Genomic DNA, 10350 nt, shown 5'->3' with positions numbered 1-10350 from the left:
AACGTTCACAAAACGTTTCGGGTGGTGCAACAAATGTCGTTGCGCCCTTTTCAATGGCTAAACGTAGTGCTGCACCACGGCGACCTTCTGTTAAATCTAATGCAGGATTACGGAAATTCTCCGTACTACCATCTTGCGCTAGAATGCGTAACACGCTGCCTTCTGTGATGGTTGTGATAATGCCTGCATCATTGACTACAACTGCAATTGTCATATTATTGCTCCTCCTTCGCTGTCACTAAAGCTTGCACGCCTGCTTTTTGTAGTGCTTGCTCTAAGTCTGCTAAAATATCGTCAATATCTTCTAAGCCAATCGATAGACGAATTAAACCGGGTGTGACACCACTACTAATTTGTTGGGCTGGAGTTAAACGAGAATGGGATGTACTTGCTGGGTGAATGACAAGTGATTTTGAATCACCAACATTCGCAACATGGGATAAAAGCTCTACCCCATTAATGAACGTTTTGGCTGCCTCTAAACCACCTTTAATGCCAAAGCTGAAAATCGAGCCCGCGCCTTTTGGTAAATATTTTGCGGCAATATCCTGCTGTGCATTTCCCGCTAGTGTCGGATAATTCACCCATTCCACTAAATCATGTTGTTCTAAAAACGTAGCAACCGCCTTGGCATTCGATACATGCTGACGAATACGAACAGATAGTGACTCTAAACCTTGAATAAATAACCAAGCATTAAATGGCGATAATGTTGCCCCTAAATCATGCCCCAGTTCAAAGCGTGCTTTCGTTACAAACGCTGCTTTTCCTGCCGCTTCAACAAAAGAACGATTGTCGATCAATGGGTTGCTGTCAACAAATGCTGGGAAACGTTGCGCATTCCATTCAAAGTTCCCACTATCGATGATGGCTCCACCGATAGATGTCCCGTGCCCACCGATAAATTTCGTCGTTGAGTGGACGATAATATCGGCGCCATGCTCAAATGGCTTCGCTAAATAAGGTGTGGCGAATGTGTTATCGACAATTACCGGCACGCCATGACGATGAGCCACTTCACTAATGCCCTCGATATCAGCAATTTGCAAACTTGGGTTGCCGATTGTTTCTGTGAATACCGCTTTTGTTTTATCATTAATAGCTGTTTCAATCGCTGCCAAATCTGCTCCATCAACAAAGCGCACTGTAATACCAAAGCGTGGTAGTGTCCGTTCAAATAATGTATAAGTGCCTCCATATAACGCATTAGTTGCGACAATTTCATCGCCGACTTGTGCCACAGTTAATACTGCTAATAGCACAGCCGCTTGCCCAGAAGCGACCGCAAATGCACCCACACCACCCTCAAGCGCTGCAAGACGTTTTTCTAACACATCATTTGTCGGATTGGCATTACGTGAATATAAGTAGCCGCTACCTTGTAACTTAAAGAGGGCCGCTGCATGTTCCGTATCATCAAATACATAGGATGTCGTTTGGTAAAGTGGCACAGCACGAGAACGTGTAATAGAGTCCACTGTTTGCCCACCGTGTAATGCGATTGTGTCTTGTTTGAATTCATTCGTCATAAAAAATCTCTCCCTTTACTATGGTTGTATTTGTGCAATCTTGTCTTTTAATAGTTGTTCGTTTAATTCCCCTACTACTTTGTCAACGATCTCACCCTTTGCATTCACAAAAAATGTGATCGGTAGATTCGTCACTTGATAGAGGGTATACACTTTCTGATCACGGTCTAATAATGTGGGCAGCGTTAACTGCTGTTTTTGTAAAAATTGATTCACCAGACGTGTAGGTTCTCCTACATTGACCGTGATAACTGCCATATTCTTTGATTGGGCATCCAATAATGGCATTTCTTTTTTACAAGGTGGGCAGTACGTGGCCCAAAAATTTAAAATTAGCACTTGTCCCTTGGTATCCTCTAATCGAACTTTTTGTCCTGCTGTATTTGTCAGCGTAAAAGTAGGCGCTATTTGTTTTGCCGCAAGAAGCTTTGTTTTTTCTTTTGTAAAGCCATTCACGTAAACACTATAGCTAAGTGCGATTAAAATGAGCACCATCGCAAACACTTGCATCAATCGCTTACCCGTCATTTCGATTCAACCTTCATATTCGTCCAAAAAAGCAGACGTTTTTTTAGTTTATCGAATCCAATCATGAATATCAGAATAATCACGCTGTTGAAAATAATACCTGCTAGTACGAAATGGTATTGTGAGAAATCTGCATAGTATTGAATGAAGTAACCCATCCCGGATGATGCCCCAAACATTTCTGCAATCGTTAAGATTAAAAAGGACATCCCTAGCGACGTGCCAGCACCTGCTAAAATATGCGGGGAACTTGCCGGCAGTATGACTTTTGCTAAAAAGTCGAAGCCTTTCAACCCAAGTGTTTTCGCATTGTCTAAATAGTGTTGCTCAATGAATAATACCCCTTGAATGGTCCCTAAAAAGATTGGCCAAAACGCACCAATAAAAATGAGTGACGTTGATGCCGACTGAAACGTTGGCATTAACGCAATGACATAGGGTATAAATAATGTCGGTGGAATTGGACTGAATGCATGAAAATACGGCATTAAAATTTTGCGTGATTGATGATGTAAGCCGAAAAATACACCGCCTGCGATACCAATGATTATTGCACCCAGATAGGCTGGCAATAATAGCTGCATGGAACTAATAAAGCCGCTAAATAACTCTTGGGCTTTTTCTTGTAGGGACGTCCACACAACAATGGGCTCTGGGAAAATCACAGGGTTAATCCAGCTCGCGTATTTCGTGAACAGCGCCCAGGCTACAAGTACAAATAGCCCTATCAAAATCGTGATGCTATATTGCTTAAAAAATAGGCGCATAGGGTGTCCCTCCTCTACTTAGGCATTTTGTGCATTAAATTTTTCTAGTAATTGTTTAAAATAATCATCAGATGGATGTTCTTCAATTAACTCATTCAGTGCACTTTCATATAATTCAATATTGATATATTCATTAATATCAATATCCTCAACATCCTCGACATAACCTATTTCTTGCATTTGGTTCCACATGGCGATAACGCTGTCTTTGTTTGGATCGGCCGAATAATTAGAATGACCCTCGTTGACAATGGCGTTAATCACTTCATCATCTACCTTCAAATGTTCACGTGCGGCTTCCACCGCTTTTTCTGGATGCTCATTCTTCGTACGCTCTGCCAAAATTAATGCCTTCAAGAAGCGTTTATAGCCTTCGCCATCATCTTCTTTTAACAACTCTTCTTTTGTCACGACACGACAGCACACATGGGACGGCTGTAAATCGTTGCTCCAACTTACTGCCTCCAAGCCCATTTCAAGTGCTTGCGCATAGAATGAGTTTGCGGAAACTGCCACATCTACTTTTCCGGAAGCAACTGCTTCTAATAACGTACTGCCCGTTTTAAACTCGATAATTTCTAAATCTTTCTCCCAATCTATTCCTTCCTCTGCTAATGCTGAACGAAAGACGATATCCGACGTGAAGATACGAATTGTACCAACTTTCTTACCTTTGTAATCTGCTAAAGTTTTGTATTGGTTAGTATTTTCTGCTTTCGTTAAAATCGGATGTCCACCTTCTAAATGACCACCGATAATTTTGAAATCAGAACCATTTGAAATGAATGTCAGTGGACCGGCTGTGCCGAATGACAGACCGACATCAATTTTCCCTGCTTGCAGCGCATTTAATCCGTCAGCAGAGTTCGCAAAACCGATACGTTCGATATTGACGCCGACATCCTCAAAATAGCCTTCTTGCAGCGCAACATCTAATAATGGCGCACCGCTGGATTGACTATATCCGACCTTAATGTCATACGTTTTTTCCGACAAATCCTCTGCTGAAGCTGGCTCACTTACTTTTTTATCCGCACCACATGCTGTTAGAGCAAGTAAACTGACACCTCCTAAAAATGTATAAATTGATTTTTTCCATTTACGCTTTTGCAAACCAGTTCCTCCTTAAATTCCTGCGCCATCCGCTGTCACAAGTGATGTCTCTTCAATTCGATTGAGTATCTCTTTATTCATTACTTCATATACGTTGTCTCGGAAAGTTAAAAACTCCTCACTTTCAAATAGTTTTTTACGATTTGTCGTTTTCCGTTTAAACGGTACCTCTAAACTAGTTGTCACAGCCCCTTCTTTGCCAAGACCAAACATGATAATGCGGTCTGCCAAATAGATTGCTTCATCAGCATCATGTGTCACAAAAACAATGGTGCGTTTTTGTTCCCGACTAATTTGGAGCATTAAATCTTGTAGTTGAATGCGAGTAATCGGATCAAGTGCTCCGAACGGTTCATCCATTAGTAGTAAATCTGATCCGTAAGCCAATGCACGGGCTATGGCTGCACGTTGCTTCATCCCTCCAGACATTTGTCCAGGATATTTTGTAATGGCGTGGCCTAGATTGACAAGCTTTAAATAATCCTCTGCAAGCTGTTGTAATGCTTGTTTCTTTTTCGTTTTCCCTAGCTTTTGTTTTAATGCAAGTACAATATTGCTACGTGCCGTTAACCAAGGAAACAGAGAATAATCTTGGAATACTACACCGCAATCTGGCGCCTGTGTTTGAAGCGACACATCATCAATCGTAATGTCTCCGGCGTTTGGTTGCTCGAGTCCTGCAAGCAAACGAAGAAAGGTACTTTTTCCACAACCACTCGGGCCCATTAGAACGAGAAATTCACCTTCCTGCACATTGATCGAAATGTTGTTTAAAATTCGAACATTTTGATAACCGAAATGAATGTTTTTCGCCTCTATTTTATTTTTTGTTGCTGGCGCAAGCGCCTCATTCGTCTTCTCCAAGTCATTATTGTCATGCTCTTCTACACGCTCTAATAGCACCATGATATTCACCCCTTCTAATGTTGTAAGACACGTCTTCCTAATTCTTGTATGGTCATATCTACTGGCACATGTAGCGTCATCGTCCGTAAATTACGCCAGTAGCGATCAAAGCCGTAGCGATTAGCTGTAGCACGACTTCCCATCACCTCGAACATACGAGAAGTGATGTCTAGCCCTATTTTCGTCGTCACAATTTTCGCAACATTCGCGGCATCGTCTAACGCTTCACGTTCTGCTAGCGTTATGTTACTTCCTTTTAGCCAAAGCTTTTGGAACAATTCATCTGAACGTTCCACCACTAATTTGGCCGCCTCTACCTGAGCAAAAAATTCACCAAAATGTTTTTGAATAATTGGATCCTCTGTTGCTGAAGTGTAGAGCGGTGAACGCGCTCTCGTTTCAGTTTGTGTGTAAATTCTTGCTGCTTCAAATGCGCCTTCTACAATACCTAAATACAGATGATTTAAGATAAAGCTTGAAATATTTAAACGAAGGCGAGAAAACTCATCGCGATTAAAGCCATTCTCCAGTACTTCATTAAGTTCCACACGTACCGCATGAAATTCGACTGTCCCACTATCTGTCTGACGTTGACCAAAATTATCCCAATCCTCTTTCACTTCTATACCTATTCGTTTAGTAGGTATTATAGCCAACAAAGGCTCTTCCCGACCTTCTAACAGCGCTGATGCTAACAAATAATCAGAATCTACACTACCTGAGCAAAATGTTTTCTTACCTTCAAAAATGTAATGTTTGTCATGCTTCGTTGCCGTTAACTTAATATCAATAGGGTTAAAGGCATTGCCCCAAAATAAATTTCGTTGTACGGTTTCCGTATAATAACGCACTTTTTGCTCTTCATTTCCACATAAATGTGGCGTCGTTAAATTGACAAAATGATAACCAAAAACATGTGCTAGCGAGCTATCTACTCTAGCAAAAATACGCACAACCTGTAGGACATCAAGCCAATCACCTCCTAAACCACCATATTCAGTCGGAATTAAGAGTTTTAAAAGTCCACTTTCCCGTATTAAATCTCGCTCATTTTTAGCATTCCCCCCTGCTTGATCTCGCGTGACGGCTGTTTCCTTAAATCTTTGCGCAAGCGAAGTTGCAATTTCTTCAATCTTTTTAACTGTATTTGTCGTCATTATTATACCTCCTGTTTTTAATATGTACGATTATATTTCAAGCATTGCTGTGCCATCCAAGCTCGAATATTTCGGAATACTATCATTGTTACAATCATGACTATGACACCTTTCACTAGATTGAATGGTAGAATCCCTAATACAATCATATCTGTTAAAGCATCCCCCTTCACAGGTTCCATTCCTAAAAATAAAGTGTACATTGGTAGGAAAAGCACATAATTCAGAAGGCTCATACCAACTGCCATCGAAACTGTACCTGCAAGCAAACCAATGACAAGCCCCTTCCCACTTTGTATTTTTGAATAGAAGAAATACACTGGGATGATAAATAACACGCCTGTTGTAAAGTTGGCCATATGCCCTACCGGTACACCAGTCATGCTTCCTGACAATAACCAATCCAATATATTTTTTAATAGCTCCACTAAAATCCCTGCAACTGGTCCCATCGTCATTGCTGCTAATAGGGCCGGCACATCACTAAAATCTACCTGTAAGAAACTAGGAAACGGTGGTAACGGAAAATTAAATAACATCAATACAATTGATATACTACTCAGTACACCAATATTCATGAAATATCTTAATCTCAAATTGCTCACTCCTTTTTAAATCGCTACTAATTAAGAAAAACTTCAATCAGATGGGTATTCTTCATACCTACGGATCCTACGTTGAACCAATCGGGCTGTTACGGTCCGTTCAGTGCCCTTCTTACTGCCGTAAAATCGGGGTCAAAAAAAACCACATATAAGCGTAGGAAAGATTCCTGCTTATGATGTGGCCTCCAGATTTCTAGTCAGCTGCGATTATTCGGTTTTTTTTGTGGAAATCTTTGCTTTTCAAGTCGATTAATTTGCACAATAACACCATCTTGAATGGTGATATATGCACCTCGCCAAATTGTAGATTTTGAATAGCATTGGCAATCACTTCTAATTTCTTGTCATCAATCTTTGCTGTTTGAGACATTCCGATACACCCCTTCTCATACTTTTTTGTACAAAAGAGGTCAACGCATCATGATGATTCGATGGCCCCCCTTATCTGTCAGAAAACTCTGCTGGATTTGGCACCGATTCATATCGGTTGCCGAGGCTTCATTGGGCCAAGTCCCTCCGCCTCTCCTGATAAGGTATTACGTTTCTTGGAAATAATTCTATAATTCTGAAAACCTATTGTCAATATAAATATTACAAAACCTAGACGAATACTATGAAATTAAGCAAAATGGTTCATTTTGTCAGTGAAATGGGCGCAAGACTTATGAGGGCCTATTTAAATCCGCATTCATCTCACACTTCTGCTGAAAGAAGTTAAATAACTTAATTGGGTTTTCTTAAATACCTGAGGTCCATAAAAAAAACTGTGTAGACGCACTTTCCGTCTGCACAGTTTTTTTGCTAGCATAAATTGAATGATTTTTTTCATCGCTGATAGGGATGACTTCATCGCTGATAGGGATGACTTCATCGCTGATAGACATCGCACTCGCATAAGAGAGATTTAATGTTTTTGTAAGCATTCCATTAATGCTTTGGCTGTTTGTTCTTTGCCCATCACCTTAATGGGTTGTCCTTCAGCTGGTACGATCCAATGTGGCTCATCTCCACCATATAAAGACTGTGAGCTATTAGCTACCATAAATTGAGCATTGGCCGATTCCATCCGTAGACGTGCCCGGGACAGTAAAAATTCCTCATCATCCGTTGCCTCAAGTTTAAAGCCTACTAGAGTAACTTTCGGTTGCCACCCCTTTATTTGACCTAATACTTTAGGTGCCTTTTTAAAGTGGATGATAGGTGGCTCGTCAGATGGCATTTTACCGGTTTCCTCAAGTAAATTCCCAGATTGGTCATACACTTTGTCAATGAGCCAATCAGAACCTGCAGCCGCCATAATAACGATGTCTATCTGTTCTTCCTGAACAGCATGTCGAACTTTCTCGCCTAAATCTTCAATGCCTTCAAATCCAATGGTACGCATTTTATCTTTATTCGTTGGAAGCTGTGCGAAATAACCATGCATATACAATACGTTTGCCCCAGCCACTAGTGCCGCTTCAGCTAAATAACAGCCCATCGACCCTTTCGATAAATTCGTATGTCCACGCACACGATCCCATTTTTCAAGTGTTCCCCCACTTGTAATGAGTACGGTCTTACCTCGTAATGTCCCCATACACTCACCTTTTTTCTAATCAATTTCGCCTTGGCGTAATTGTAGCTGCCGCTTTGCTTTCGCTACAAAAAACATTTGCTGAATGAAGATAAATATACAAATACTATTTTAACGTAATGCTATGTGATGCTTCAATGTTGTTTTTATAGAGCTTGTTGCTCTCCACTAAAAATTATTTCATATTTTGCTCTTTTAACCAGGAACTTAATATCTCCGCAAATTTCTTCGTTACTGGTGATGCTTGGTGATTCATAGCTAATCCAATTGTGCGATAGCCTCCTTGTTTTAAAGGTATGGCTTTTATCGTAGGTGGTAAGTTATTTATCACTAATTTCGGTAAAATACTAATTCCAAGCTGATGAGAAATCATCGAAATAATCCCTACCTCTTCCGATAATTCAAAGCGAATATTTGGCTTCACGTGATATTGCTCTAACAATACTTTTACATCATTTGTCCCTTTATATGAAGTCATGATAAATGGCAAATCTTCTAGTTCAACAATATCAATTTCTGCTTTATCATAGAGTGGACTTTTATCGGAGACAATACACAGCAATGGATCTTGCTGTAGTTCAGTATACCGAAATTGCTTTGACTTTTGACCATTTAAAAATCCTGCATCCACCTCTCCACTCAATAGCCATTGTTCTATTTCATAATAATCTCCCTCACGTAATTCAACTTGTATACCAGGAAATTGATTGTCCATAATATGAACAATTTCTGGCATCCAGTTTGAAGAAATACTTGAAATCACACCAATTCGTACATTCCCACGCGTAACGCCGAGTATATGTGCTGCTTCTTGCTGTAACAGTTCCTGTGCATCGAGGACATGCCTCATTGCCCTTAACATTGTATCTCCTTCACTTGTTAACGTGACACCCGCTCGACTTCTGTGAATGAGTGCAAAGCCGAAATCCTTTTCTAAGCTTGAAACAGCATGACTTACAGCAGATTGGGTTAATCCTAATGCCTCTGCTGCTTTTGTAAAGCTAGCTACCTCAGCCACTTTATTCAAAATCTCATATTTGACTAAACTCATTATCTTGTCCTCGATATACATGAATTTTTTTAATACTGATTATTATAAACATTCGTTTTACTAATCACAATACAAAAGATATAGTAAATTTTAGGTTGAAAACTGTTTTAGTACACAGATTGTGGGTGAGCATAATGAGTATCCAAGGAAAAGCAAATTTATTAATGGTTATAGTAACAATGTTTTGGGGATTATCTTATACCTTTATGGTAATGGGGCTTGAAACAATGGCTGTTTATAATGTGGTGGCATTGCGTTGTATCATCGCATTTTTCGTAGCAGGTATCATCTTTTATAAACGCATAATTAAGGCCGATGCTAAAACTTTAAAATATGCGGCTATTCAAGGGTTTCTATTATTCATTGTGTTTGTTCTAAGCTTATTGGGACTAGAAACAACTTCGGTATCAAATGCTGGATTTATTTTAAGTCTAACAGTTATTTTAGTACCTATTTTCAGCAGTTTTATTGACAAAAAATTACCTTCAAGAGCCGTTAGCTTTGCGATTGTTTGCACAATGATTGGGATTACTGTTTTAACTACTCATGGCTCATTTACCTTTCAAAAAGGGGATATTTTAATAGCCATCGCCGCACTATGTTATTCGATTTATTTACTGTTAAACAGTACATTTACACGTAACGTTGAATCAATTTCATATGGCATTTACCAGCTCGGTTTTGCCGGAGTTTATGCACTCGTGTTATCATTCATTTTCGAAACACCAACGCTTCCAAATACAACGACTTCTTGGATTGCTATTATAGGACTCGGTGTCATTTGTAGTGCTTTTTGCTTCGTAGGTCAAACTGTTGCACAACAGTTTACTTCTGCTACACATACAGGACTAATATTTTCCTTAGAACCAATTTTTGCAGCGATGTTTGCCATGATGTTTATTGGTGAAGGAATAACGATAAAAGTATTAATAGGTGGAAGCTTTATTCTAATTGGTAACCTTGTTGCGCAATTAGAGCATCTTCATGTATTACGCTTTATTAAAAAACATGATCACGAAAAAGCTATACATTAATTATGTTTAAATTCGCCCTATACAAACAAACAGAGTGATGCATGTGCACTCACTCTGTTTGTTTTATATTTATATTTAGTAACG

11 protein-coding genes, 1 pseudogene and 1 riboswitch are annotated in these 10350 nt (G+C 39.7%); of the genes and pseudogenes, 1 reads left to right on the top strand and 11 read right to left on the bottom strand.

What is annotated here, in order from left to right; genetic code table 11:
- The 11 genes and pseudogenes from ACFXN8_RS00635 to ACFXN8_RS00585 form a co-directional block, all read right to left on the bottom strand.
- Nucleotides 1-214, bottom strand: a pseudogene (locus tag ACFXN8_RS00635) (chemotaxis protein CheY); the annotation flags it as partial.
- A 1-nt stretch (nt 215) separates the two neighbouring features.
- A complete protein-coding gene (locus tag ACFXN8_RS00630) occupies nt 216-1529 on the bottom strand; it encodes an O-acetylhomoserine aminocarboxypropyltransferase/cysteine synthase family protein (protein ID WP_386841938.1) in 1314 nt (437 codons plus the stop codon).
- A gap of 18 nt (nt 1530-1547) precedes the next feature.
- The gene (locus tag ACFXN8_RS00625) at nt 1548-2057 is read right to left on the bottom strand and encodes a redoxin domain-containing protein (protein WP_386841935.1); all 510 of its coding nucleotides are present in this window, start codon (nt 2055-2057) and stop codon (nt 1548-1550) included.
- Nucleotides 2054-2824 (bottom strand): ABC transporter permease, encoded by a 771-nt coding sequence (locus tag ACFXN8_RS00620; RefSeq protein WP_386841933.1) that lies wholly within the window; start codon nt 2822-2824, stop codon nt 2054-2056. The genes ACFXN8_RS00625 and ACFXN8_RS00620 overlap by 4 nt, the downstream gene beginning before the upstream one ends.
- A gap of 18 nt (nt 2825-2842) precedes the next feature.
- Nucleotides 2843-3937 carry an ABC transporter substrate-binding protein gene (locus ACFXN8_RS00615; protein ID WP_386841931.1) on the bottom strand — a complete coding sequence of 365 codons (1095 nt, stop codon included), beginning with the start codon at nt 3935-3937 and terminating at the stop codon, nt 2843-2845.
- A 12-nt stretch (nt 3938-3949) separates the two neighbouring features.
- Entirely contained in the window at nt 3950-4843 is an 894-nt protein-coding gene (locus ACFXN8_RS00610) for an ABC transporter ATP-binding protein (RefSeq protein WP_386841929.1), read from the bottom strand.
- Between the two features lie 14 nt (nt 4844-4857).
- Nucleotides 4858-6000 carry an acyl-CoA dehydrogenase family protein gene (locus tag ACFXN8_RS00605; protein WP_386841927.1) on the bottom strand — a complete coding sequence of 381 codons (1143 nt, stop codon included), beginning with the start codon at nt 5998-6000 and terminating at the stop codon, nt 4858-4860.
- 17 nt (nt 6001-6017) lie between these two features.
- Nucleotides 6018-6605: an ECF transporter S component gene (locus ACFXN8_RS00600; RefSeq protein WP_386841924.1), complete on the bottom strand. Its 588-nt coding sequence runs from the start codon at nt 6603-6605 to the stop codon at nt 6018-6020.
- Between the two features lie 193 nt (nt 6606-6798).
- Entirely contained in the window at nt 6799-6975 is a 177-nt protein-coding gene (locus ACFXN8_RS26495; protein WP_483869446.1) for a hypothetical protein, read from the bottom strand.
- A gap of 68 nt (nt 6976-7043) precedes the next feature.
- A riboswitch (SAM riboswitch) is annotated at nt 7044-7140 on the bottom strand.
- Between the two features lie 369 nt (nt 7141-7509).
- Nucleotides 7510-8184, bottom strand: a complete 675-nt coding sequence (locus tag ACFXN8_RS00590) for a phosphopantothenoylcysteine decarboxylase domain-containing protein (RefSeq protein ID WP_386841922.1) — start codon at nt 8182-8184, stop codon at nt 7510-7512.
- Between the two features lie 172 nt (nt 8185-8356).
- A complete protein-coding gene (locus ACFXN8_RS00585) occupies nt 8357-9232 on the bottom strand; it encodes a LysR family transcriptional regulator (protein WP_386841920.1) in 876 nt (291 codons plus the stop codon).
- Nucleotides 9233-9366: 134 nt separating this feature from the next.
- Here ACFXN8_RS00585 and ACFXN8_RS00580 point away from each other — a divergent pair, with 134 nt between their 5' ends.
- A complete protein-coding gene (locus ACFXN8_RS00580; protein WP_386841918.1) occupies nt 9367-10266 on the top strand; it encodes a DMT family transporter in 900 nt (299 codons plus the stop codon).
- The last annotated feature ends 84 nt before the right edge of the window (nt 10267-10350 follow it).

Origin of the sequence: Lysinibacillus sp. NPDC059133 (genome assembly GCF_042755925.1) — a bacterium.
GTDB lineage: Bacteria > Bacillota > Bacilli > Bacillales_A > Planococcaceae > Lysinibacillus.
This window is presented reverse-complemented; position numbering and strand designations above follow the sequence as displayed.